Consider the following 26,526-nt stretch of genomic DNA (forward strand, 5'->3'; position numbering starts at 1 on the left):
AGGAAACGGCGCGCCGGCCGCCCCGGTTCAGCAGGTCACGATGGCGGTGCCGAGCTGCTTGAGCGGGCCGCTGATCAGCGGATGGGCGCGGCCGTGCTCGTACAGCGAAATGACCAGCTCCTGGCGCATGCCGGGGCTGAGGAACCGCCGTAGTGGCAGGACGCGCTCGCCCGGATGGCCGGGCCGGCCCTCCATGATGTCGGCGACCGACTGGATCGCCGCGACCACGGCCCGCTCGGAGTCGAGCGTGAGCCCGCCCAGGGCCAGGTCGGCCAGCGCGGCAATCACCTTGGCGCTCGCGCCGGGCAGGAGCTTCAGCAGCGCCCGCTTGCGGGCCGGCGGGCCGGCGGCGGTGAGGTAGTCCAGGGCCGGGCCGCCCAGCCCCTCGTCGTGCAGGTCGAGCAGCGCCTGGAAGGTGCGGAGCCGGACGTCGTCCGGGTGCGCGGCGAGGCGCTCGGCGAGGCTGTCCCGGGTGGCCGGGCTGGTCAGCAGGCCGGGGTAGGCGCGAAGGAGCGCCGCGACCTCGTCCCAGGTGTCCAGCGCGAGCCAGGCGTCCAGCGGCGCCGGCATCGGCCACAGGTCGGCCGGGTCGGCCGGCAGCGGGGCCAGCGGGTCGGTCGCGCGCAGCACGTGCAGCGCGCCGACCAGCGCGTTGGCCGACGCCTCCACCGGCAGGGTCGCGTACCGCCACAGCCGTTCGGCGTATCCCGGTGCGTCCGGCCCGCCCGGCTGCAGCAGGTCCTGGGTGACCGACTCGGCGTGGGCGGCCCCGGCCCCGAACAGGTCGTCGAACAGCTCGCCGCGCGGGCCGTCCGGCCGGGTCGCGGCGCCGAGGCGGGCCTCGTCCAGCGCGGCGAGGAAGGCGTCCCGCGGCGACGCCGCGGGCAGCCGCCCGTACTGCGGCTCGACGGCCCGGAAGTACTGCTCCAGGTGGACCATCTCGTGCGCGGCGGTGACGAGCGCCTCCAGCGGGTCCGGGCCGGTGTCTTCCAGCCCGTGCAGCCGCACCGCCGGTCCGTCGGGCTCGAGCTGCCCGTGCAGTTCGCCGGCGCGGCCGGCCACCGCCCGCGGCACGACGGGCAGCCCCGCCAGGTCGGCGAGCTCCGGCAACAGCCGGCCGTTGAGCGCCGCCAGGACCGCCTCCCGGCGGGCGTTGCCGTCGGGCAGGTCGAGCAGGTCGGCGGCGAGCTCCCGGCGGACCCGCTCGACCACCGCGCCGACCCGGCCGACCACGTCGGGCGCGGCCAGGCCGATCAGCTCCTGCCACGCCGGCGGCGGCGCGGCGAAGTCGAGCACGTCGTGGCCGGGCCGCTCCGCCACCCGCGCCGGGCCGGCACCGGTCGCCCGAACCTTGCCTTTCGACTGGGCCTGCGATGGAGCCTGAGCCTGGGCCTGCGACGAAGGCTGCGACTGTGGCGGCCCGGCGGCGGGGTTCGCGGCCGGCAGGGTCCGGTCGGGCAGGGCCGGCAGCGCGGTACCCGCGGCGGGCGGGGCCTGGAACGCCGGGCCGGCCAGCCGGCTCAGCCGCTCGGCCACGTCGCGCGGCAGGATGCCGTACATCCGCCCGTCGACCTCGACCTGCCGGGTCGTGCCGCGGGTCACGAACGTGCCGTCGAACCGGTAGACGAAGTAGCCGGTGTCGTAGGAGCGGTTGAACTCGGTGTAGTTTCCGGCGGCGCTCGAGCCCTCCTGGCCGCTGCCGCCGCGGAACTTCAGGCTCAGCCCCGGCCCGACCCGGCGGCGCGGGTCGTTGGACGGCTGCAGGTGTACCTCGGGTGCGAACTGCCCCGCGCTGGAGGTCTTGAGCTCGTGCTCGCCCTCGATCTCCACCTCGCCGAAGATCAGCTCGTCGCCGGCCACCTCGCCGTAGGGTGCCACGAGCCGGGCGCCGGTGGGCGTGAACCCCTGCCGCAGCTCGCCGCCGCCCAGCCGCGGTATCTCCATCCGGTGGTGCAGCAGGTCGGCGGCGCTCGCGGCCAGGTTGTCCTTGTCCAGCGCCTTGTCCAGCACGTCGCTGTCCGTGTGGCCCTGGTTGAGCCGCCAGATCGCGGCCGTCGCGCGGTGGGCGTACTTGGCCACCTTGACCGCATCCGGGGTCGTGAACATCAGCACGCTCTCGGCGAGCGGCGCGATCCAGGCCGGCACCGCGGCCGCGGCGGCGGGGCCGACCCGCACGCCCGGGGCGGGCTGCCGGGCCTCGGCCTTGCGCCGGAACATGCGCAACGCGGCGGTCCGCGGCCGGCTCGGGCCACCGGCACGCGACGGCCCGGCGACGTCGTCCGCGTTGTCCGCGGCCCTGTTCCGCGCGGCGGTACCGCCCGGCTCGTCCTTGACCATGAACGGCGGCACCAGCAGGGTGATCCGGCCGGGCACCGGCCGGGCGCTGGTGGCGATCGGCCGGTCCAGCCGCTGCCGCTCGGGCTCGCCGGGGAGCGCCGCGGGCTCGTCGATCCGCTCGTAGCCCAGGGCGGACGGCAGTGCCGGGCGCTGGGCGTCGGTGAGCTCGCGGAACCACTCGATCGCGTCCGCGCCCCGCCGGATCACATCCGTCCACTGGGTGGCCTCGAACAGCTCCACCCAGAAGTCGACCGGGTGCTCGAACTCCTCCGACCCCCAGGCCTTGAACGTGATCCGCCGGATGTCGCGCTTGGTGATCGTCTCGCCGGTCTTGCGCTCGGACTCCCGCTCGTAGGAACCCTCGGCGCCGATGTTGAGGTTGTTGCGGCCGCGCTTGCGGTCCAGCGGCGTGCGTCCGGACAGCTTGGCGAGCTTGAACTGCTTGCCCAGCGCCTGGATCTCGCTCTCGTTGCGGATGTCGAACGCCTGCCCGCCGCGGGTGTTGCGGGCATCGGAGCGCCACCGCTGGTACTCCTCCGGATCCCACTCCGCGGTGACGACGACCTTGACCCGGCGGACGTTGCGCAGGATCCGGCCCCGCCAGTTCGTGACCGGGACGACCACCGTGTGCTCGATCCGCCCGCCCCGCAGCTTGGTCGCCGCGCGCCGGAGGCCCTCGTCGTCAAAGGTGCGGACGACGCCGATGTTGATGTCGGTGGGTACGCCGAGGTGAGCCCTCGGCATGACCTTGGCATCGACGAGCATGTCCTGGATGAGCCGCACCAGGTTCGGCGCCGACGCCCCGATGGGCGTCGACAGGCCGACCGCCGCATCGGGGTCCACATAGGACGTCCGCACCGCCGGGTCGGGCAGGCGTACCGGAGTGGGCACCCGCTCGCCGGCCGGCACGTCGAAGCCGAGGTCGAGGGCCGCCTGGTGCGGTGCGCCGGCCAGCAGCCCGCCGTCGACCCACAGGTTGGTCCGCATGGTCGTCGCCGCCCGGTCGCCCCGCCAGCGGTAGCTGGTGATCTCGTACAGCACGTCGGCGCGGTTGCGGTAGCCGGGGTCGGTGTATCCGGCGATGTTCATCGCCAGGTTGCCGCCGATCCGGCTGTCCTGGTGGCTGCTGGTGTACTCGATGAGCGCCCGCAGCGGGTTGTACACCAGCCGGGAACCGAAGGCGCCGCCGTCGGTCGGGCCGTGCCCGGCGGTCGTCCCGCCGGTCTCGCCGTGCCCGCCGGTGCCGCCGTGCTCCCCGCTGCCGCCGGCCGGCTCCTCCCGCCGGGCGTGCCCGCCGCCCGCGGCCGGCTGCGCCGCGGGCGACCCCGCGCCGAAGGTCTTGGTGACCGAGCTGACGACCGGGGTGACCCCCGCGCTGAAGCCAGACCTGTTCTTGGTGACGAAGCGGCCGTCGGTCTCCTTGTAGTCCTCGGTGCCGGCGTCCCGGCGCCCGTCGTAGCGCTGGTCGAACGCGCGCAGCCTGACCCGCAGGGCCTCGTTCCAGCCGTCCGCGTCCTGGCCCAGGGGGATCAGCGCGCCGCCCTCGGAGGCGAGGCTGGGGAACTTCTCCGGCAGCACCGTCGTGGCGAGCTCGTTGCGCACCCCGGCCGGGACGTCCGCGGTGTCCCGCACGATCGGGGTGCGGTCGGCCGGGTCCAGCCGGTGCTGCCGTACCAGATCGCCGGCCGCGCGGATCAGGTGCTCGGCGGAGTTGAGGTATGCGGTGACGGCGGTCAGCTTGCCGGCGGGCAGCCGCCACTCCTGCCGGGGGCGGGCGGTGCCGAGCGTCGCTTGCAGGTGCGTCGGCCAGTCCGTGCCGCGCGGCGGGTCGGGCAGCTCCCGCACGGCGCCGATGCGGGCCACCGGCCGCGGCTTGCCGTCCGCCAGGACCGGCAGGTACTGGGGCGGCACGAGCACCGTCGTGTGGTACCGGTCGCCGGAAAGCCTCGGTCCGGGCCGCTTGGTCAGGATGTTGCCGCGCCGGTCCAGGACCACGATGTTCATGGCGTAGCCGGTCTCGTAGCGGAACTTGCGGGCGTCGCCCTTGAGCCGCTCGCGCGAGTACGACTTGCTGCCGGCGGTCAGCCCCGCGGCGCTCTTGCTGTGGTAGCCGCCGCCGGCGCCGGCGCCGAGGTCGAAGAACTTGTCGGCCACCGGGTGCCCGTGGTAGCCGCCCTCGATCTCGAAGCCGAGGTCCGACTGCCGGGACTCGCCGTGGTCCTGCGACACCGCGTGCTTGCCCTGGTTGTCCACGGTCACGTTGCGATCCACAGTGGACGGTCCGAGCAGGTCGCCCAGCCCGGCGTGCAGGGAGATCTCGAAGGTGTACCGGCCCAGGGTGACCCGGTGGAACACGCCGTGCGCCTCGATGTCCGGGAACCGGGCCTTGATGCCCGGCACGCCGAACTTGACCGCGAGCTCCTTGTAGGCCTTGGCCACGCCCTGCCGTTTCACGAGCAGGTGCCCCACCTGGTACTCGTGGGCGAGGCCGGTCAGCAACGCGGCCACGGCCGGGAAGACGTCCTCGGCGCCGGCCACCTCGCGAGCGCGTCCGCCGCCGAGCCCGACGCGGCTGGCCAGCTCCTCCGGCTCGTACGGATCCGGCGCGGCCCCCGGGGAGCGGGCGGGCAGGCCCATCTGCGCCAGCGGCAACGGGGCGGCCGGCGGCGGCCCGGCGACCGGCGGCGGCCCGGTGACCGCCGGGGTGACCCGCACGACCGCGGGGTTGGGCGTCCACTCGATCGTGCCGCGCGAGCGGTCGGCGCCGAAGTCGTAGGCGCCGCTGATCGTGCCGTCCGTGGCGACGAGGAACCGGACCCGGGTCTGCACCACCGAACCCGACGGACCCGCCGCAGTGGACGGACCCGCCGCAGCCGACGAGGTCGCCGCGGGGGCGTCCGTCGGCTGCGGCAGGCGGTGCTCGGGGCGCCGGAGCACGACCAGCCGGGCACCGTTCAGGCCCTGCCACTGCGGGTGGTTGCGCGGCACGTCCGGCGGCAGGTAGACCTGCACGGGCCCGAGGTCGCGCGCGTACGCGATGAGCTCGGCCGGCGTGGTGACCCGCCGGCCGGGCCGGAAGACGCCGTCGGGGGCGGCCAGCAGCTCGGCCGTCCGCAGCACGGCGATCTTGGTCGCGGCGGTCAACTGCTTATACCGCCTCGACACCGGGCCGTGCCACGGCCCGCGCAGCACCTCCGGCGGCACGCCGAGCGCTTGCAGCTCGTCGCTCAGGCCGGGCGCGGCGGGGTCGGCCGCGCCCGCGGGGCCGGTGACCCCGGCGGCGGAGAGCCCCGGGGTGAGGACCCCGCCGAGCGCGCGGTGCTCGAACTGCGCGGCGTCGGCGCCCGACACCGCGAACTCGCCACTCGCCTGCACCACGATCGGCGCCGTGGTCCGGTCGGTGGTCAGCAGCCGCAGGCCGACGCGCCACACGGCCTCGTAGCGGACCTGCGGCACGTTGGGGTCCGACATGAAGGCCGTCTTCGCCTGCGTCTGCTCCGCCAGCGTGTACTCCGCCTCGCCGGACATGTTCGCGCCGAACGCGAGGTTGAGCGAGCCGACGCCGTCGATGAGGAAGCCCAGCGGCCAGCCGATGCCGGTCTTCGAGCTCTCGGTGACGCCCCGCTTCTCGGTGTGCGTCGAGGCGATGTCGTTGCGGATCATCGCCCGGGCCGGGTCGAGCGGGCGGATCCGCACCAGCTCGGCCTTGACCAGCAGCACGCCGTCGACCCCGGGCTTGGGCAGCTCGAACGCGCCGGTCACCAGCGAGCCCGACATCAGATAGCGGTTACGGTCCTTGAAGTTCTTCTCGTTGAGGTACTCCCCCTGCACCGTCCACCTGGTCCGCGCGACACGGGCCGACGCCCGCCCGCCGCCGCCCAGGCCGAGCCGCGACCAGTTCTCGCGGGTGAGCTGCCGGTTGAACTCGTGCACCACCGGCGCGAGGTCCATGCTGTTGAGCGTGCTGTCGACCTCCAGCACCGCGGCGGGGTTCAGCACCTGGTACCACCCGCTGCCGCCCTGCGCCCCGGGCGGGATCCCGAACGGCCCGCCCACCGCGGGCGCGAACACCGCCGGGTAGTTCTTGAGCAGGTGCCCGGGCAGGGTCACGGACGCCGGGTTCGTGACCCCGTCGGTCGTGACCCGCACCACCACATCCACCCGGAACGGGTTGGCGTCGTTGGCCAGCGAGCGGTTGCCGGACTGCACCTCGTCGGCGGTGCCCCGGTGGCCGCCGGAGTGCCGGTCCAGGTCGACGTTCACGGCCGTGGTGAACAGGCCGAGGTGTTTGGTGGCCTGGCGGCGCAGGAACTCCGGGCCGGTGCTGATGCCCCGGTGCCTGCCCTCCTCCTCGGTGGTGGTGACCGTGACGTCGCCGTACTGGCTGGTGAAGACCTTGGTGCCGGCCCGGTCCCCGGCCGGCTCGTCCGGGCTGTACGCCTGGTTGCGCTCCTCGAAGCGCACCTCGACGAAGTGCTTGCCGTGCTGCACGAAGAGGCCCTGGCGCAGCAGCAGCTCCCACGCCGCGTCGCTCGTCGTGTCCAGCTCGGCGGTCAGCCGCTGCCGGAGCCGCTCGACCATGGTGTCGTGCGGGCGGCCGGCGAGCGTCACCAGCCCGGTGATCCCCCCGATCGCGTTGCCGAGCTCGCCGTCGGCCCAGTCGCGGACCGACACGATGTACGAGTCGCCCCGCATGCCGCCGCTGACGTACCACGGCAGCCCGGGCTCCCGCAGCGTCCGCTCGACCGCGCCGGCCGACGCCTCCAGGGGCAGCTTCGCCACCGCCTGCAGCGCGTCCCGGTAGGCCTTGCGCTGCGCGCCGCTCACCCCGTCCGCCCGGAGCCCGCGCAGCCCGCCGTCGAGCCGGTCGAGCGCGTCGAACGCGGCCCGGGCGGCGGCCGCCCCGGTGCCGAACCGGTCGTCGAACAGCGCGCCGGCCGCCGGGGCGGCGGGGCGCCCCCGGCCCTGGGCCGCCGCGTCCAGCGCGGCCAGCAGGGCGTCGCGGGCCTGGGCCGGGCTCGGCCCGGCCGGCGGCAGGAGCGCCTGGTACGCCTCCTCCACCGCCCGGAAATCCTGCTCCGCGTGCACCATCTCGTGGGCGGCGGTGATCAGCGTGCGCACCGCCGCCGGCGGGTCGATGGTCCCGGGCTCCGCCAGCCGGATCGTCCAGGGGTGGACGAACTCGCCGCGCCGGCCGCCGAGCGTCCCGCGCAGCTGCACGGCCGGGGGATGCGGCAGGCCGGCATGCCGGGCGAGTCCGTGGATGAGGTCCCGCACCGCCGTGGCGAGGTACTGCCGCCGGCCGTTGTCGTCGGTGGCGCTCGGCAGCTCGCCGGCGAGGCGCTGCGCGAGCCGGTGGATCAGCCGGGCGGCCTCGCCGACGCCGCCGGCCGTGCCTAGCCGCAGCAGGCTGTGCCACGCCGGCAGCGGGCCGCCGTCGAGCCGCAGCACGTCGAGCCCGAGCAGCTCGTCCACCCGCGGCTGCCCCGCCGCCGACCGCCCGCCCGTCTGTCCCGGCGGCAGCGCGCCGGACATCTCGATCGGGCCCTTGTACTGCTCGACCTTCGGCGGCGCGCTCGCGGTGACCGGCGGCCGGGGGACGGCGGTCGACGACCCGTCCGGGGCCTGCGGGACGGCCGTGGCCGTGGCGTTCGGCAGGGTCCGGGTGGGCGGTTTGGTGATCGCGGGGTCGTCCGGGGAACCGAACACCCCCGGGGCCTGACGGTGCAGGTCCTCGGCGACGTCGCGGGCCAGGATGCCGTACATCGCGCCGCGGACCTCGACCTGCCGGGCCGGGCCGTAGGTGACGAACGTGCCGCCGAACTTGTAGACGAGGAACTCGGTGTCGTACGAGACGTTGGACTCGATGTAGTCGCCGGCCGTGCTGGCCAGCTCCCGCTCCGCGTTGCGCTTGGACCTGGCGGCGAACCCGAACCCGGTGGACTTGGTCGGCGGGTTGCCCCTGGCCGGCTGGATGTGCAGCTCGAACTCGCCGTCGGCGGCGCGCACGACCTTGCGCTCCGTCTCGGGCTCGGCGGCCTCCTCGGGGAAGATCAGCTCGCCGGCGCGGAAGGTCGTCAACGGCGTGGCCCGCTCGATCGTGAACCCCTGACTGAGGTCCTCGCCGCCGAGCTGGGGCAGGCGCAGCTCGTGCCGCAGCAGCGGGCGGACGTTGGTGACGAGGTTGTCGGCGCTCAGCGCGACGTCGAGCAGGTCGCCGTCGACCCGGGCCGGGTGCAGGCGCGGTACCACGGTGGAGCCTTCGACCGCGGCCGCCGCCCGCGGCGCCGCGGTGATGATCCGCGGGGCGTCGGGCGTGGTGAACATCAGCGCGTACTCGACCACGTCGTCGAGCCAGCCGGGCAGCGCCGGCGGGGTCAGCGCGGCGACCGCCGGCGCGGGCGGCTCGGGCCGCTTCGCCGGGGCGGCCCGCCCCCCGGCCGGCGCGTCGCGCACCATGAACTGCGGCACCAGCACGTCGACGGTGCCGGTGACCGTGGTGTTCCGCGCGATCGGCCGCACCGGGGTCTCGTCGCGCCGGTGCAGCGCCTCCTTGGCCCGCTGCACGCCCGCCTGGCCCAACCGCACCAGCTCGTTGTGCTCGGTGACCGCGAACAGCTCGATCCGGAACCTCAGCGTGTGCCGGAACTGCTCCGCGCGGCCGGTCGCCGCGCCGCCGCTGTCCTTGACGGTGGTACGGCGGATGTCCCGCTTGGTGACCGTCGTACCGCGCTTGACCTCGCTCTCCCACTTGACGCTGCCGCCGCCACCGATGTTGACCTGCAGCCGGCCCGGGTTCGGCCCGTTGGGGTCGCCCTGCTGGCGGCCGACCCGGCCGGCCAGCTTCGAGATCAGCAGGTCCCACACCGTCGCGCCGACGTCGCTGTCGTGGGTGATGTCGAACGACTGGCCGCCGACGGTGTTGGTGGCGTCCGGGCGCCACTGCACGTACTGCTCGTCGCTCCAGTCGGCGGACAGGACGACCTTGACCTTGCGGACGCCGCCGAAGATTCCGCCGCCCTTCCACAGGACCTCCGGCACCGGCATGGTGTGCGATATCTGGCCGTTGCGCAGGGTGGGCGCGGCCCGTTTGAGTGCCCAGTCGGAGAACTTGGTGGTGATGCCGCGCACGATGTCGTTCGGCGTGTCCTTCTGGGCCTCGGCGAGCAGGCCGGCCCGCACCAGCATGGTCTTGACGGCGGGCAGCACGCCGGGGGCGTTGACGCCGATGGCCGAGGCGAACCCGAGCGCGGCGTCGGGGTCGACGTAGAACGTGTGGCGTGCCGGGTCGGCGGCGACCGCGGGATCGGCCGCCCGCTCGCCGGGCGGCGCCTTCGGGAAGCCCAGGTCGTCGGCGACCGTATGCGGGGCGCCCAGCAGGGCGCCGCCGCCGATCCACAGGTTGCGCCGTTCGACCTCCGGCGCCTCGTCGTCCTTCCAGCGGAAGCTGGTGATCTCGTAGATGGCGTCGGCGCGGGCCCGGTAGCCGTCCTTGGCGTAGCTGACGATGCTCATCGTCAGGTTGCCGCCGATCTGGCTGGCGTGCCGGCCCTGTTTGTTCTCGTAGGTCGCGCGCACGGGGTTCCACTGCAGGCGGTTGCCGAACGCGCCGCCGTCGGAGGGCCCCGCGGCGTGCCCGTCCGGCGACGAGTGCTCCGCCGTCTCCCGCCGGTGGTGCCCGCCGCCGTCCGCCTCGCCCGCCCCGCCGGTGGCGGCCGCCGGGGAGCCACCGCCGAAGGTCTTGACCATGCTGAACACGCCGGCCGTCAGCGACGGCAGCGTCCACGTCGATCCTTCCGAGGTGCTGTACCGGCCGTCGACCTCCTGGTAGTCCTCGGTTCCCGCGTCGCGGCGGCCCTCGTAGCCGGGGTTGAACAGCCGCAGGCGGACCGCCACGCCCCGGCTCCAGCCCTCGTGGTCGGGCAGCGCGAACAGCATGCCGCCGGGGGCGACCAGGCTCGGGAACTTGCCGGGCAGTACCGTCGTGGTCAGTTCGTCGCGTACCTCGATCGGCAGGTCGCTCCAGTCCGCCGGGGCCGGCCGCCCGCTGTGGCGCAGCACCAGTTCGCCGGTGGCCCAGATGAGTTCCTCCGCGCCGGACAGGTACGCCGAGACGCCGGTCAGGCCGCCCGACGGCAGCCGCCACCGCTCGTGCGCCTTGCCGCCGGGCCGCGGCAGCGCGGCGCCGAGGACCTTCTCCCAGTTGGCGGCCGGGAGCACCGGCAGGTCCCGCACCGTCCCGACCGGCGGCACGGCCTTCAGCGGCGTGCCGTCCGGGTGCACCGGCAGGTACTGCGGCGGGACGAAGACCGGCGTCCAGTAGCGGTCGCCGTACAGCACCCGCGGGTCGGGCGCCGAACGGATGGCGTCGGTGTGCCGGTCCCGGACCACGCCGGTGACGAAGTACGCCACCGCGTAGTCGAAGCGGCGCGCGTCGCCGTCGAGCCGCTCCCGGGAGTACATCTTGTTCCCGGTCACCGTCTCCGCCGAGCTGCCGGACTTGTAGGCGACGCCGCCGCCGACGCCGGCGTCGTAGAAGATGTCGTGCCGCGGATGGCCGTGATAGCCGAGCTCGAGCTCGACGTCGCCCGACCAGTCGCGGGTCTCCCCGACCTCGGCCGACACGGCCACCTTGTTCTGCACGTCGATCGAGCCGGGCGCGAGCTTCGACGGCCCGAGCCGGGGGCCGAGCCGGCCGCCGACCGAGATCTCGAAGACGTAGTCGCCCAGGGTGATCCGGTAGTCGACGCTCGTGCTCATCACGTCGGCATAGCGGGATCGGATGCCGGGCACCCCGAAGCGGGCCGCGAGGTCGCGGTACACCTTCGCGATGCCGCCCTCGAGCAGCACGTCGCCGAGACGGTACTGGTGCACGAGCTGGGTGAGCGTGACCACCGCCTCGCCGAAGAGGTCCTCGGCGCCGGGCAGCTCGCGGACCCGTCCGGGCCACAGGCTCAGCCGGGCGGCGAGCTCCGGCGGCTCATAGGGATCCCGGGCCCACGTGGCCGGCCGGCCCTGTGTACCCGCCCGCCGCTCGTAGTCCGCCCATTCGTTCCCGATGAGCTCGCCGCGCCGCGGCGCCCGCCGCGGCGCCGTGGCGGCCGCGGGCCCCCCGGTGGCCGCCCGGCCCGCGGTGGAGCCCCCGGCCGCGGACTCCGCGACGGCGGCGGGTGGTTTGGGGCGCCGGACCTGCAGCGGATTCCACTTCGTCGCCAGCGCGGCGCCGGTACCGTCCGTGCGGAACTCGAAGGCTCCGGCGAACTCGTTGTCGTTGTCGACCACGAACCGCACGAACGTCTTGCGCTCGGTGGTGTTGGGCAGCACCTGCTGGTCGAGGCCGCCGGTGACGATCCGCACCGGCGCGGTCCGATCGTTGTGCACCGCCTGCCAGTCGGGCCGCTGCAGCACCCGCTCGGGCACGTACACCTCGGTGCCGGGGAACCGCCGGCCGTACTCGAGCAGCTGCTCCAGGTTGGTCACCGGCCGGTCCGCGCCGAACGGCAGGTATGCCGAGAGCCGGTCCGCGGTGTTGTGGTAGAGCCCCAGCGCCGTGCCCAGCGCCGAATCGGCGCCGCGGCGCAGCCACCGCAGCCGTCCCTGCAGCTGCTGCGGCATCACACCGAGAGGGCCCAGCGGCGCATCCGGTCCCGGCGCCCCGGTGGCCTTCGCACCGGGGGGACCGGACACGCCGGCGCTTGACAGGCCGGGCGTTCGCACGGCGCCGAGCGCCCGATGCTCGAACTGCGCCGCGTCCGGCGCCGCCACCCCGAGCTCGCCCCTCACCCGGGTCACGACGATCGGCAGGGTCCGGCCGGCGGTGAGCACCATCGCCCCGAAGTCCCACTCGCCCTCGTACCGGATCTGCCCGCGGTCGCCGGGCGACATGAACGCGGTCTTCGCCTGCCCCTGCTCCTGCAGGGAGTAGCCGACGTCGCGCCCGACGCCGCCGCCGAAGCCGAACGACAGCGACAGCGCGCTGTGGATCAGGAAATGGAACGGCACGCCGACCTCGAGCTTGCTGCCGAGCTTCCGGCCGCCCTTCGAGGTGAACGTCGAGGCGATGTCGTCGCGGACCCGCGCCGAGGCCCCGCCGACCGCGCGGACCCGGCGCAGCGCCATCGACACGATGATCACGCCGTCCGAGCCGTCCGGCAGCTCGAACACGTCGGACACCAGCGCACCGGCGAGGGCGTACCGGCTGCGGTCCTTGATCCACTTCTCGTGGATCTCGGCGCGCAGCTCGGACAGGGTGCGCCCGGCGCCGGCCGTCGCGCCGGTGTACCGCAGGCCGAGCCAGCCGAACCGGGTCCAGTCCTGCCCTTCGATCTGCCGCCGCAGCCCGGCCACGAGGGGGGCGACGTCCACGGCGTTGACGGTGCTGTTGACCTCGTGCACGGCCATCGGGTTGAGCACGTCGTGCCAGCCGTCGCCGGACTGCCCGGCCACGCCGCCGCCGACCACGCCGCCGCCGAGGGCCGAGAACACCGTCGGGTAGCTCACCGTGAGCCGCCCGGCCAGCGTCGTCGTCCGCGCCGGCGAACCGCCGCTGGACAGCACGCTCACCGTCAGGTCGTTGCGGAACGTCCGCGCGGCGTTGGCCAGCGACCGGTTGCCGGCCTGGATCTCCCGGACCGTCGCGTCGTGGCGGCCGGAGACGCGGGTCCAGCCGACGTCGGGGGCCCACGTGAACAGGCCCAGGGCTCCGGTCAGCGCCCGGGCCAGGCTCTCCACGGCCAGCCGGATGTCGAGGTCGGAGTCCGTCCCCGCGTTGTCCTTGACGGTCGTGTCGCCGTAGCGGCTCGTGCTCTGCGACTCGCCGGCCCGCTTCGCGGCGGCGGCCGCGGCGTACACCGGGTTGCGCGTGGTGAAGCTCACCCGGGCCCACAGCTCGCCCTCCGCCACGAAGAGGCCCTGCCGCAGCAGTTCGGTCCACTCGGTGGGCTTCTCCAGGGCCAGCGCGGCCTCCACCTCGGCGCGCAGCCGGTCGCGCAGCGCCGGGGTGCGGCGGTCGCCGTCGGGCAGCCCCACCAGCCGGACGATCTGATCGGCCGCGTTGCTGCGGTCGTCGGCGGACCGCCACGGCTCGACGCCGGAGACGTAGGAATCGCCGTCCATGCCGGCGCCGGCGTACCACGGCAGGCCGGGCCGGGCGGCGCGCTGCTCGACGCGGTGGGCCACCAGCTCCGTGGGCAGCGTCGCGTGCTTGGTCAGCGCGTCGCCGTAGGCCCGCAGCTGATCGGCCGGCAGCGCCGGCCCGGCCGGCCCGCCCCGCAGCTGATCGGCAAGCTGCTCCAGCGCGGCGGTCGTCGCGCGCGCCCGGGCGGCGCCGGCACCGAACAGCTGGTCCCACAGCTCGCCGACCACCTTGTCCTGCGGCGCCGGCACCTCCCCCGCGGCGGCCTGGTCCAGCACTCCGACCAGCGCGTCCCGGGTGGGTGTCCCGGGACCGAGCATGGCCTCGACCGCCCGGAAGTACTGCTCCGCGTGCACCATCTCGTGCAGGGCGGTGACCAGCACGCCCGCCGGGTCGGCGCCGACCGTGCCGAGGCCGCCCAGCCGCACCGCCCACCGCAGCTGGTCGAACTGGCCGCGCCGGCCGCCGGACACCCCGGACACCACGACCGGGTTCGGCATCCCGACCAGCCTGGCCAGCCCGTCGACGAAGTCCTGCACGCCGGCGAGCATGACGGCTTCCTTGTTCGCACCGGGCGCGCCGGCGAGCAGCTCGATCGACAGCCGCGCCCGGGCCTGCTCGAGCCGGACGGAGACCTGCCGGCTCATGTCCTCGTCGGTGAACCGCACCAGCCGGTGCCACGCCGGCAGCGGCGCTCCCGCCCCCGCCTCCAGCGCGTCGAAGCCGGGCAGCTCCTGGATCCGGGGAGGACCGGCGGCGGCCGAGGACGGGCCGGCGGCCGAGGACGGACCCGCCGCCGAGGACGGACCGGCCGCCGCCGCGCGGCTACCCAGCTCGATCGCCCCGCCCGCCCCGACCCGGGGCGGCACGAACGTCGCCGGCGCCGCACCGCTCGCAGGCCCTGACGGCGCGGTCCCAGGCGCAGTCGCCGCCGCCGGAGGCACGGTCGCGGCCGCCGAGGGCACGGTCGCGGGGCCGAGCGCGGCGAAGCGGGCCGGTGGGCGGGTGATGCCGGCGCCGTCGGGGTCGCCGAAGACGGCGCTGTCCGTCCGGTGGAGCTCCTGGGCCACGTCGCGGGGCAGCAGGCCGTACATCCGGCCGTTCACCCCGGCCTGGCGCCGCGGGCCGTGCGTGACGAACGTCCCGTCGAAGCGGTAGACGACGAAGTTGGTGTCGAACGTGGAGTTCAGCTCGGTGTAGTCGCCGCCGGTGCTGGCGAGCTCCTCGGCGATCCTGCGTACGTACTCGAAGTTGATGCCGGCCCCGTCGCCGCGCTTCGGGTCCTCGCCGTCGAGGTAGACGGCGTGGAGCATGAGCCGCAGCACCGTCTCGTAGGCGCCCTTGAGCTCGGCCTCCGGCTCGGCGGCGTGCTCGGGGAAGAGCAGCGCGACCGCGTTGGCGTCGGTCAGCGGCATGGCGAGGCTGACCGTGAAGCCCTGGCTCAGCGGCTCGCCGCCGCCGATCCGCGGCACCTGCAGCCGGTGCAGCAGCAGGTCCCGCACGTTGGTGTTCAGGTTCGCCCCGTCGAGGGCGACCGAGGCCAGGTCCCCGTCGATGCGGGCCGGGTTCATCCGCGGCACCGTCGTCGAGCGCTCCGAGGCCGCGGCCGCCCGCTGCGCGGCCGCGGTCACCTGCTCCGCGCCCGACGCGCCGTACATCAGCACGAACTTGGCCAGCAGATGGACCCAGTGCCGCGGGTCGTTCACCCCGGCCGGTATCTGGTTGCCGCCCACCGTCGGCGGCGCCGCCGCGGCCGGCGCCGGCGGGCGCGCGGAGGGGATCGCGCCCGCGGGCTGGTCCCGGACCATGAACTGCGGCACCAGCACCGTGGCGCTGCCGTTGACCGGCGGACTCGTGGCGATCGGCGCCTGGGCCTCGGTGTCGGCGATCCCCAGCGTCTCCCGGGCCGCCTGGTAGCCGGACCGCAGCAGCCGGACCAGCTCCGTCGGCTCGGTCGCCTCGTACAGGTACAGCCGAAACGTGAGGGTATGGGAGAACTGCTCGGAGCGGCCGGTGAGCGCGCCGGTGTTCGCGTCGGTGCCGTTCTTGACCGTGATCCGCCGGATGTCACGCTTGGTGACCGTCGTGCCCTGCTTCTGCTCGCTCTGCTGCGCCATGCCGAGCGAGCCGCCGAGGTTGATCTGGATCCAGCGGGGGCTCTCCCCCTCGCCGGCCAGGTTCTTCCCGGCCCGGCCGCCCAGGTCGAGCATCTGTTTCCACACGCGCTCGCGCACGGCGTTGTCCCGGGTGATGTCGAACGCCTGGCCGCCCACGGTGTTGGTCGCGTCCGGCCGGAATCCGTCGTAGGTCTCCGGGCCCCAGGTCGCCTTGAGGACCAGCCGCGCCCGCTGCACGTTGCCGACAGCGCCGCCCGGCGTGAGGACGCTCGGCCGGACCGTCACCAGGTGCGAGATCTCGCCGCCGTTGGCCAGCCTGGTCACCGACCGGAGCAGCGCCCACTCGTCGAACGTGTTGGTCAGGCCGCGCACGACGTCGGTGGGGGTGTCCCGCTGCGCGGCCGGCAGCAGGCCGTGCTGTTGCAGCAGGGTCTTCGCGGCGGGCAGCACGCCGGCCGCGTCGATCTCGATCGCGCCGGACAGCGGCAGGGTGGCCGCGGGGTCCACGTAGAACGTGTCGCGGGTCGGGTCCGGCGGGACCAGGGTGTCCGGCACCAGCTCGCGTGGGTCGGACGGCAGCGGGAAGTTGTTGGCGACCGCCGGACCTTGCGCGGCACCCAGCTGCACGCCCCCTTCGAGCCACACGTAGACGTGCTGCCGGCTCGGTGCGCCGTCGCCCGTCCACCGGAAGCTGGTGATCTCATACAGCGCATCGGCGCGGGCCGAGTAGCCCTCCTTGGCGAAGCCCACGATGTTGAGCGTCAGGTTGCCGCCGGTGGCATTCTCCTCGGTACCGGTCTTGCGCTCGAAGATCACCGGGACCAGCTCGCCGCGGAAGCGGTTGCCGAAGGCGCCGCCGTCCGAGGGCCGGGCCGCCGGCGGGTGCGCCGCCTCGTCGTCGGACCGCTTGTGGTGCCCGGCGCCGCCCTGCCCGGCGTTCGAGGTGCGCACCACCTCGGAGAAGCCGGCGTGCACCTCCGGCCAGGTCGTGGCCGAGCCCGACGAGGTGCTGAACCGGCCGTCCGTCTCCTGGTAGTGCTCGCTGGCCGCGTCGCGGCGGCCGCTGTTGCGCGGGTTGAACATCACCAGCCGGACCGCGAGGGCCCGCTCGACGCCGCCCGAGTCCTCGGGCAGCGGGAGGTACATGCCGCCGGGGGAGTTCAGCGGCCCGAGCCGGCCCGGCAGGACCGTGCTGGACAGGCCGTCACGCACCTCGCTGGGCAGGTCGGTGCGGTCGGCGGCCGGCGGCAGCCCGCCGTGGCGGCGCACCAGGTTGCCGGCGACCCAGGCCAGTTCCTCGGAGCCGGGCAGGTACGCCGAGATCCCGACCAGGCCGCCGGCCGGCAGGTCCCACCGCTGGTGCCCGCCGGCGCGCGGGATCAGCCGGTTCAGCTCCCGCAGCCGGTTGCCCAGGGCGTCGGGCACCGACAGGACCAGGGCCTGCCCCACGGTCTCCACGGCCGGCAGCGGCTGGCCGTCGAGGGCGACCGGCAGGTACTGGCGCGGGACGTACACCGGCGTCCAGTACTTCGGGCCGTACAGCTCCCGGCTCTCGCTGCTCAGCAGCCGCTGCGTGACCCGGTCGCGGACGGTGCCGGTCACGACGTACCCGGCGGCGTAGTCGAACCGCCGCGGCACGCCGTCGAGCCGTTCCCGGGTGTACATCTTGCTGCCCCGGTTCGACTCCGCGGCACGCTTGCTCTGGTAGCCGGCCCCGCCACCGCCGCCGTAGTCGCCGATCACGCTCGAGCCGTGGCTCACGTGGCCGCCGAGGTCGGCCTCCACCCCGACGGAGAAGCCGCGGTCCTCGCCGGACTCGACCGCCACGCCGGCCTTGTTCTGCCGGTCGATCGACGACTCCAGCATCGGCGTCGAGGGCCGCAACCGGGGGCCCAGCGCCGCGGCGACGACGACCTCGACCGTGTAGGGGCCGAGCGTCACCTTGTGGTCCACGCCACCGCTGAGCCCGTCGCGATAGCGCGATCGGATGCCGCCGAGGCCGAAGCGCGCCGCGAGGTCGCGGTACACCTTCGCGATGCCCTGCTGCAGCAGCAGGTCGCCCACGTGGTACTCGTGCGCCAGCTTGGTCAGCATCGCCGACGCGACCGGCAGGATGTTCTCGGCCCCGGGCAGCTCCCGGACCTGTCCCGGGCCGAGCCCCCACCGGGCGGCCAGCTCCGGTGGCTCGTACGGGTCCCGGGCCCAGGTGGGATGCTGCCCGGCCCCCGGCCGTGGCGGGGTGAACCGCAGCCGCATGGCCTCCCGCTGCGGCAGCCGCACCGGCTGGCGTTCCTGGTCGGCGGCCGGTCCCGGTCGCACGGCCGCCGCCCGCGCCGGCGCCGGGAGCCAGCCCGCCACGCGCCAGTTCCCGCTTTCCGACACGAATTGGTACGCCCCGGTGACGTCGCCCTGCGCGTCCACCACGAAGCGCAGCGGCACCTGGTTCGCGCCCGGCACCGGCTGGTCGCCGGTCCCGCCCTCGACCACGGTCACGTTTTGGCCGGGGTTGGCGCGCAGGCCGGCCCACGCCTGCTCGCGCGGGTTCGCCGGCCGCTGCAGCACGCTCCGCGGTACGGCGACCTGCGTCGGGCCCGTGCGCGCCGCGAACGCCTGCAGCGTGACCGGGTCGGTCACCGGCCGGTCGGACACGAACGGCGCGGGCGGCCTGAGCAGGTCCTGCAGGTTGTGGTACCCGGAACGGAGGTGACTCCAGGCGCTGCCGGCGCCGCGTCGCAACGGCAGCAGCATCCCTTGGAGGTCCTTCGGCGCCACGCCGAGCGCGCCGAGCCTCTGCGCGACGCTCATGGCCGCCGGGTCGGGGGTGCCGGCCGGCCCGTAGACCCGGGTGCCGGACAGGCCCGGCGAGCGCACCCCGCCGAACGCCCGGTGCTCGAACTGGGCCGCGTCCTCCGCGCTCACGCCCATCTCGCCAACCGTGCGCACGGTCTGCACCGGCAGTGCGCGCGACGGGGTGAGCACCGCGATGCCGACGTCCCAGTTGACCTGGTAGCGGATCTCGCCGGCCTTGGCGTTGGACATGAACGCGGTCTTCGCCTGGTCCTGCTCCTGCAGCGAGTAGCCGAGGTTGCGGCCGAAGTCGCCGCCGACCTTGAAGCCGGTCGAGAGCATGCTCTTGATGAGGGCGTGGAACGCGTACGACACACCGAGCTTGGACCCGGTCTTCCGTCCGGTCTTCGTGGTGAACGTCGAGGCGATGTCGTCGCGGATCCGCGCCGGCGCGCCGCCGAGCACGCGGGCCTGGGCCGCCTCGATGTAGAGCACCAGGGCGGCCGCGCTGCCGTCGGGCAGCTCGAACTGGTTGAGCACCAGCGAGCCGCCGAGGCCGTAGCGGTTGCGGTCCTTCACCGCCTTCTCGTGCAGCTCCTCCATCAGCTCCGACACGCTGCGGCCGGCGGCCGCGGTCCGGCCCTGGTTCGTGAACAGCGCGGGCAACGCCGACCAGTTCGTGGTGTAGATCAGGGTTTCCAGCGCGTCGACCAGCGGCTTGGCGTCGAAGCTGTTCAGCGTGGTGTTGACCTCGTGCACGGCGGCCGGGTTGTCCACGGTGACCCAGCCGTCGCCCGCCGCCCGCCCGGCGACGCCGGCCTTGCCCGGCGCGCCGCCGACGGCGGAGAAGGCCGCCGGGTATTCGACCGTCAGCCGGGACGGCAACGTCACGGTGTTCGCGGCGGCCTGGCCTCTGGTGGCCACCTCCACGACCACGTCGGTCAGGAAGGCCGAGTTGTCGCCGGTCAGCGAGCGGTTGCCGGACTGGACCTCCCGGGCGACCGACTCGTGGCGGGCCGACGGGCGGGAGAAGTCGATGTCGGGCTTGTTGGTGATCAGGCCGGTGAACGTGTTGACGTGCCGGAGCAGGTTGTCGTAGTCGAGGCTGAGGCTGGAGTCGCGGTCCTTGCTGGCCGCGTCCTTGACCGACGTGTCGCCGTAGCGGCTCGCCGCGCCCTTCTCGCCCGTGCGCAGCCCGGCCCGTGGCCCGGTGTACTGCTGGTCGCCCAGCCGGAAGCGGACGTGGACCCAGTTCGGCGAGTCGCCGGTCGCCATCTGGACCAGCCGCCTGGGCCCGTCCAGGACCCGCTCGACGACGCCTTCGGGCGCCTCCTCCACGAAGATGCCGGTCTGCAGCAGGCTCATCCACTCGGTGGGCGATTCCTCGGCGAGCGCCTCCCGGACCCGGTCGCTCACCTGCCGCTCCAGCTGGGCGTCGCGCGGCGTCACCAGCGCCGCGATCTGGTCCGCCAACCGCCGCAGGTCCGTGCCCGCGGCCCAGGGCTGGACGGCGCTCACGTACGAGTCGCCGGCCATGCCGGCACCGCGGTACCACGGCAGGCCGGGCCGGGAGGTGCGCCGCTCGACGTGGTGCGCCGAGATCTCCTCCGGCCGGGCCGCCCACGCCTGCAGCGCGTTGGTGTAATCGGTCCGCTCCTTGGCGGTGAGCGCCGTCCGGCCGCGCAGGGGAGCGGCGATCGCCTCCAGCCCGCGCTCCGCGGCGGTGCTCCTCGCCGCGCCCGCGCCGAACAGGTCGTCGAACAACGCGGTCCGGTCGGCGGTCCAGCCGGTCGCCGGCGGGCGGAGCTGACCGGTGCCAGCCTGCTCCAGCACCTGCACCAGGGCCTGCCGGTCCACGCCGGTCGACGGCAGGAACCCCTCGACGGCGCGGTAGTACTGCTCGGCGTGCACCATCTCGTGCACCGTCGTGGTCAGCGCCGGCAGCGGGTCGGCGGCGATCCGGTCCAGGCCGCCGATGCTGACCGTGTACGTCGACGGGTCGAACCGCCCGCGCCGGCCGCCACCGGCGCCGAGGGCCCGCACCCTGGGCGCGACGGGCAGCCCGGCCCGCTGCGCGATGTCGTCGACGAGCCGCTGTACCCAGGTCACCAGGAGTTGCTGGCGGTTCGCGGCGGGATCGCCCGCGAGCAGCTCGATCGACAGCCGCGCCCGGACCTGCTCCACGAGGTCGGTCACGGCGTCCTGCACGCCATGGTCGGCGAGCCTCAGCAGCGCATGCCACGCCGGCGGCGGCCCCGCGTTGACACCGAGCAGGTTGAAGCCGGGCAGCTCGTCCACCCGGGCCGGTCCCGCCTCGGACTCTCCGGGCCGCGGATCCGCCGGCCCCGGATCCGCCGGCGGCGCCTCGGCGTGGCGCTGGAACGCGGGGGCGAGGAAGTCGTCGACCGCCGCGACGTGCTCGTCGGGCAGCTGGGCCAGATCGACGATGACGTCGGTGCCGCCGATGGTCACCGCCCGGCCCGGTGCGGTCCCGGCGGGCAGGCCCGGCGCGTGCAGCCATTCGGCGCCGCCGTAGGGCTCGGCGACCACGCCGGGGGCGACCTCGACGAGGCTCGGCAGCGGCCGCTCCGCCGGTGGGAGCTCGGCCTGGCCGCCGGCCGGCACCCGCCAGTAGTCGGCGAGCGGGGCGTGGGCCGGGCGGCCCCACCGGTCGACCGGGACGAAGCCCTCCCCGGGCGGGCCCTCGAGCCGACCGGCCGGGAACCACACCTGGCCGTCGCCCGCCGGGCCGAGGACCCGGTCGGCGGCCCGCTGCATCCGCGGCGCGGCCAGCCCCGGGCCGGGCAGGACGACCACGGCGGTACCGCCGTCCGGCACGACGCCGAGGGACCGGCGCACCGGCGGCGCCACGGTGACGCGCTCGTCCACGACGATCGTGGTGACGCCGTCCCGAGCCGCCGGCGGCGCCGGCAGGTCGAGCGGCCGCGGGGGTGCCGGCGGATCGCCGGGCAGGCCGTCCGGGGTCAGCGCGAAGCCGGAGCCGGTCGGCGTGAGGGCGAACCCGGGTCCGACCGCAAGGTTGGCCGCGGCCAGCCGTTCGGCGGCCGCCTGCCGATCGCGCAGCTCGATCTCCAACGGGCGGCGCAGCATCTCGCCGAGCAGCCGCCGGGTGTCCGGGCTCAGCTCATCGGGCGAGACGTGGAAGACGAACGTCGTCCCGCCGACCGTGACCGGCAGACCGGCCCCGGCCGGAGCGCCATCCGCGGCGCCATCCGCGGCGCCATCCGCGGCGCCATCCGCGGGGCCGTCCGCGGGCCGGAACTCGATGGTGTCGCGGCCGGACACGCTCATCACGACGCCCTCGTCCAGGCGCCAGCCGCCGTCCGGCGCGGCGGGCAGCCGGTACGGCGTCGGGGGATCCGGCACGACCCCGGTCGGGTAGACGTAGTAGGCGTCGGCCAGCGGCGGCAGGGTGACCCGGCCGTCGCGGTCGATCGGCACGATCTGGTCGCCAACCGGCCGCTCGGTGAACCGCTCGACCGGGAACCGGGCCACGCCCTCGGCGCCGCCCCGCTCCGGCGCGAAGATGTTGTCGGCGGCCCGCTGCGCCTGCTCGGGCGTGACCTGCTTCGGCCCGCCCAGCGACACCACGACCCCGTTCGGCGCCGTGGCGCCGACCCGGTCCACCACGGCGCGCAGGCCGGCCAGGTCGCCGTACTCCGGATCGACCACGACGGTCGGCGCGCCGCGCACCGCCCGCACTGCCTGGGCGTCCGCCGCGCCGCCCGGTGAGCCCTGGCCGCGCCACGGCTCACCCGCGTACACGTAGTAGTTGTCGCCGGCCCGGTCCAAGTGGGTCCCCTGCGGCGCGGCCGCGCGCGCCGCGGCCAGCTCGGCATCCGGCCGCGGGACGACCGGCCGCTCCTGTACGGCCTCGCGCTGTGCCGCGGCGCGCGCCTCCTGCTCGATCTGCCGCAACTGCTCCTGCCGCTCCTGCCGGTACTCAGCCGCCGCGTCCTGGCGCAGCTGCTGCCGCACCGCTTCGGTCGGCCGCGGCCGGTCGAACGCCCCATCGGACCCCCCGTCCGACCGCTGGGTCGCCGCGTCGGCGACCCGCTCGCCGATCGGGCGCCGGTCGACGGCGCCGACCGGCCGGGGCGAGTCGGCGCCGACCAACTTCGTCTCGTTGGGGAACCCGGACCGCGCCCGCGGGTTCGCCGCCCCCGCCGAGCCGGTGCGCTCCGGCCCGGGCTTACCCGCGACGGGCTCGGCCGCCCCGGTCGGCTCGGCGGGGCGCGGCCGGTCGGCCGGCGCCACCGACAGCTCGTCGTTCTTGTTGATCAGCCGAGTGCGGGACTCGATGTACTGCCGATCGCGTTCGGCCGGGGTCAGGCTCTCCTCGCCGACGGGCCGGCCCGGCCGCCCTTGCAGCTGGGACTGGGACTGGCGCTGCGGATCGCGCTCCCCCGGCGCGACGCGCCGGCCGTCTTCGAGGACCCGCCCGTCGCGGTCGAACGGCGACGTGGGCTTCGGATCGCCGCCGCCGGTCTCGGTGCGCGGCTTGCTCTCGGTGACCGTCACGGTCTTCGAGCCCTCGCTCGCCGCGCGCTGGTTGCCCCGGGCGCCGCCGCCGGTGGAGCCACCGCCGTTGTCCCGGGCGCCGGGCACCTCGTCGCCGCGCAGGTCGTTGAAGGTCATGCTGCCGGGCTCGTCACCGGTCGGCCGCGGCTGCTTGGGGCGCAGGTGCGGCGGCAGCTCCGCGGCATCGCGGGCAGCCCCTCCACGCGGCGCCCCCGAACGGCCCGAACCGGTCCCAGGGGCCGGGTTCGCGGCGCGGGCCGCCTCGCCGTCCGGGGCGGGCCGCGGCTGCGTCCAGTGCTGGCTGACGGCCTTCGATGCCTCCGGCGGGCCGATCCGCCCACCGGTGATCCGGTTGGCCGCGCCGCTGACCGCGTCGCCGAGGGCCTCCATGCCGGTCTGCTGGGACCGGCCGGTGGAGAGTGTCCGCCCCGGCCCCTGGACGTCCTCCTCCCGCACCGGCCGCACCGGCCGCGCCGCCGACTGCGGCCGCGAGTCCGCGGCCCCGGCGGAGGCCCGGTCGCCGCTGCCGTCGATCGTCTCCGGGTTGCGCCGGGTCGTCGCCTCGTAGTGGTCCCAGCTCTGCCCGCGCTCGCCCGGCGCCGCCCCGTCGGCGGAGCCCGCACCGCGCGACGGCGGCGAGGCGAAGTTCTGGTAGAGCTTGCGGGCCGCGTCGCCTAGCCGCTCGACCGTCGTGTCGCCGCCGAGCCGCCGGCCCGCGCCCGGGAAGTCGCCGGGCGCGGGCTGCTCGGCCGGCGCCGGCTTGCGCAGCGCGGCCGGTGGATCCACCGCCCGGCCCCCACCGGTCACCGTGTCGTACGAGCGCTGGTCGCGCGACTCCGCCATCGGGCTCTCGCCGCGTGGTACGCCGCGGGCCTGCTCGTACAGGTCCCGCACGACGCTGCCGGTGCCGAGCCGATGGCCGTCGCCCGTGAAGTTGGCGGAATCGTCCGTCCCGGGCTTCGCGGCCTTCGGCTGCGGCGGCCTCGCCGGGGCGGGCGGCGGCGCGGCCTCGCCCCGCTGCCCGGGCTCGTCGAACTTCGCGTACGACCGGAGATCCCGCGCCCGCTCGTTGTCCGTGAGGCCGCCGGTGTCCGTCGGCGCGGCCCGCCGGGGTCCGGTTCCGGCGCCGACCGCAGCCTGGTCGGCGGCGGGCCCGGCCACCGGCTGAGCCACCGACCGGTCCGTCCCGGCGGTCACCGGGGCGGGCTCCGCTCGCTCCACGGCCGGGGGCCGCTCGGCTCCCGGCTGACCCACCGAACCCCTCGGGCTACCGGCAGCGGGACCCCCGCCCTCCGCAACCGGAGGCCGCCCAACTCCCGGCTGACCGACCACACCGGGATCCCCGCCGCCGGATTGCGCCTTGGCGGCGGATGGTGCCGGCTCGCCGAGCGGTCCCGGGGCCGCCGTCCGCCCTGGCCCGGTGCCGGCGGCGGCCGGCGGATTTCCGAGCCGCTCCGTTGGCACGGCCGGCGGGACGGCCTCGGCAACCCCGTCGCCGCCGGCGCGAACGGTGCCCGCGCTCCCGGCGGGGCCTCTCGGCGCCGGCGCCGGCTGGGCCACCGGCGCGCCCTCGCCGCGCGTGGCCGCACCGGCGTCTCCGGCCCCCCGCGCCGGCGCGGGCTGCGCCACCCGGCCCTCACCGCCAGCCACCACCGAAGGCGCACCACCACCATCGCCCGCCGCACGCGACGGCGCGGGCTGCGCCACCCGGCCCTCACCGCCAGCCACCGCCGGCGGCACACCACCATCACCAGCCGCACGCGACGGCGCAGCCTGCACCACCCGGCCCCCACCGCCAGCCACCGCCGGCGGCACACCACCATCACCAGCCGCACGCGACGGCGCAGCCTGCACCACCCGGCCCCCACCATCAGCCACCGCCGGCGGCACACCACCATCACCAGCCGCACGCGACGGCGCAGCCTGCACCACCCGGCCCCCACCATCAGCCACCGCCGGCGGCACACCACCATCACCAGCCGCACGCGACGGCGCAGCCTGCACCACCCGGCCCCCACCATCAGCCACCGCCGGCGGCACACCACCATCACCAGCCGCACGCGACGGCGCAGCCTGCACCACCCGGCCCCCACCATCAGCCACCGCCGGCGGCACACCACCATCACCAGCCGCACGCGACGGCGCAGCCTGCACCACCCGGCCCCCACCATCAGCCACCGCCGGCGGCACACCACCATCACCAGCCGCACGCGACGGCGCGGGCTGCGCCGCGCGGCCCGCGCCATCGGTCGCGGCCGGCGGGGGGCCGGCGTCGGCGGAGGTGCGTGACGGCGGTGGGGCGGCCGGCGTGTCGGGGCCGGACTCGCGCACGGCCGTGGTCGTGGTGCCGGTGGGGCGGGCCGGAACGGGCTGCGCCACGGTGCCGGGGCCGGGGTCGCGGACCGCCGCGCCGGCGCCGCTGGTGGAGCGGCCGGTCGGTGGTGGTTGCGCCACCGCGCCCGAGCCGCTGGCGTTCTCGGGGGCCGCGCCGCGGGAGCCGGCCGCCGGTGGTGGCGGCGCGGCGAGGTCACCGCCGCCGGTGGCGGTCCTGGCGCCGGCGGCCGTGCCGGCCGGGCGCAGCGCGGGCGGCTGGGCCAGCTCGGCGGCGGCGGCCGGGGCGGTGGTCGGCGCCCCGGCGCGGGTGCCGGGCAGGCCGCCGGGCACCTCGGACCCGGCGGCCCCGGCGGACGTGGAGGAGCGGGCGGGTGCCCGGACGCCGTCGCCGAGCTGGCCGAGGGACGGCACGGGCTCGCCGGCGTTCGCCGGCGAGCGCTGCGGCCCCGGGCCGGCGGCGAGTCCTTCCCCGGGCGGGTTGACCTGGAAGCTGCCGGGGCGGTTCTGCGGGGTGTACTGCATGTCGAGCGCGCCCTCGCCCGCGCCGAAGTTCACCGGCGCCGGTGCCCGGCCGCCGCCGGGCGCGCCGCCCGCGCCGATCTTCGGTGCGGCCGGCCTGCCGAGCGCCGGATCTCCCAACGCGAGCCCGCCGCCGATGAGGCCGCCGACGAGGACGTTGATGCCGAGGCCGGTCCAGTCGAACGGGCTGAACGGGCCGCCGATGACGCCCTGCGCGACGAGGTACGACAGGCCCTGGATAGTGAACTCGAGGCCGGCGCCGGTGATCGCGCCCGCGGAGAAGGCAGCGATGCGCCCCGCCGCCGACAGGGAAAGGAAAGGGATCTTGCCCAGGATGTTGGTCAGCACGGTGGTGAGGGAGCGTAGTACCGCACCCAGCAGCGAGCCCCCGACGAAGCCCAGGCCCAGCGACAGCACCCCGACCAGGATGTTGATCAGCGAGTTCTTCTTCTCGTCCTGGGCCTTCTTGTGCAGGTCGTGGGCGTTCTGGACCAGGGCCCGGCCGAGCTGGATCGACTGGTCGCCGACCTCGGCGAGCTTGCTCTTGATGACGACGCTGACCGAGAGCATGGCGTCGTACGCCAGCCCCAACCACGATGAGGCGAGCGTGAAGGTTGCCGTCTCGATGGCGCTCTTCAGGGTGTGCAGGCCGTCGCCGATGTTGATCCACCGATTGCCCAGCGTCTCGATCGCGTCGGCGTCGTTGTCGATCGGGGGTGCGGCGGGCCGGGCGGGCGCTACGGACGGCATTGCGGC

1 protein-coding gene is annotated in these 26,526 nt (G+C 75.6%); it reads right to left on the bottom strand.

Annotation, left to right across the window (positions count from 1 at the left end; genetic code table 11):
* Window positions 1-27: 27 nt before the first annotated feature.
* The gene (locus ACQPXD_RS40080) at window positions 28-26,520 is read right to left on the bottom strand and encodes a hypothetical protein (RefSeq protein WP_432827540.1); all 26,493 of its coding nucleotides are present in this window, start codon (window positions 26,518-26,520) and stop codon (window positions 28-30) included.
* Window positions 26,521-26,526: the final 6 nt, after the last annotated feature.

Origin of the sequence: Dactylosporangium sp. CA-092794 (genome assembly GCF_050948465.1) — a bacterium.
Lineage (GTDB): Bacteria > Actinomycetota > Actinomycetes > Mycobacteriales > Micromonosporaceae > Dactylosporangium.

Excerpts from the sequence above, each read along its gene's own strand:
- ACQPXD_RS40080 (WP_432827540.1), bottom strand. The coding sequence starts at position 26,520 with ATGCCGTCCGTAGCGCCCGCCCGGCCCGCCGCACCCCCGATCGACAAC.